At 63.4% G+C, this 1,305-nt stretch carries 1 protein-coding gene; it reads right to left on the bottom strand.

From position 1 onward, the window contains the following. A partial coding sequence (locus ACMO6A_RS10315) for a diguanylate cyclase (protein WP_418471211.1) occupies positions 1 to 1,305 on the bottom strand: 1,305 nt, incomplete at both ends.

The following is a 1,305-nucleotide window of genomic DNA, read 5'->3' as shown; positions in this document are numbered from 1 at the left end:
GGAAGTGGTAATCCACCAGCCGCTGCTCCAGCAAACGGTGCAGCACGCCGCGGCTCTGCACCAGATAGGCGTCACGCCGGTATGCCTCGCCGTCGAATTCCGCAAATTCGCCCTTGCCGCTGTTCTTCACCTGGTACATGGCGAAATCCGCATAGCGCACCAGCTCGTCGAACCGGTCGCTGTCCGCCGGATACCAAGCCACGCCGCCGGAAGCCCGCACCGGCTGGCGCACGCCGTCGGGCAGCGTAAGCGAAGCCCGCGTCATACGCTGGCGCAGCAGGGCGATCTGCCCGCGCACTTCTTCCTGTGTGTCATAACCGTGGAACAGCACGAAGAACTCATCGCCGGACATGCGTGCCACAAGGCAGCGTTCCCCGTCGGGGCTGGGAAGGCTCGCGGCCATACAGCGGATATAGGCGTCGCCCATATCGTGGCCGTAGGTATCGTTGATATACTTCAGGTTGTCCAGATCCAGCATCACCAGCGCACCCACGCACGCCGCCTGCGGCCCTCGGGCCAGCAACGCCAGCGCCATACGTTTGAATGCGCGGCGGTTATAAAGCTCGGTGAGCACATCGTGGTCACGCTCGTATTCCATGCGTTCCAACGACATCCTGTCACTGGTGATGTCCTCGGCCAGGCCCGTCCAGCGGGAACTGCTGCGCAGCAGGCGCATACGCACCCAGCGCACGCCGTCCGGCTCCGGCATGCGGAAAATGTATTCCGTATACTCGTCGTCGGTTTTTTCCCGTTCCGTCACATAGACGTGCAGGGCATCCATCGCTCTCTCGAAGGACTGTGGGCCGCGCACGGTGCTCGCCAGCTCCGGACGGCCGAATACGTCGAAAAACTGGTCGGTGAGGAACAGCGTGCCGTCCCGGCCGTCCACCTCAAAACCGCCCATGCGCACGCTGGCCATCTCCAGGATCTGGGTGAACTTGCCGCCCGCGCGCAGCACTTCGTCGCTGAGCGTCTCGATGGAGCCCGCCAGTGCGTCCAGCTCTGTGATATCCGTTTTTTGCAGGCGGGCGGGAGCCGCCGGGTCCGTCGCGCGCACTTCGGCCGCCAGCTTGACGATGGGCTGCGAAACCGAACGTACGGTGATCAGGATCGTCACCAGACTGGTGAGAACGATGGATGCCAGCAGCGCCAGCATAATCAGCAGCGTATCGTGCTTGAGCGCGAACAGCGTGCGGCCCGGCACCGCCCCCAGCAGAACCCACTGATCATCTGCAAAAGGCGTGTTCGTATTGTACAGGTTCAGCACGGCGGAGCAGACGTACATCTCCTCGCCGCCGCCCCGCT

Source organism: Eggerthella sp., assembly GCF_048329335.1.
In the GTDB taxonomy this organism is placed as follows: domain Bacteria; phylum Actinomycetota; class Coriobacteriia; order Coriobacteriales; family Eggerthellaceae; genus Eggerthella; species Eggerthella lenta.
Note: the sequence above shows the minus strand (reverse complement) of the source record. Positions and strands in the feature narration are given on the sequence as shown.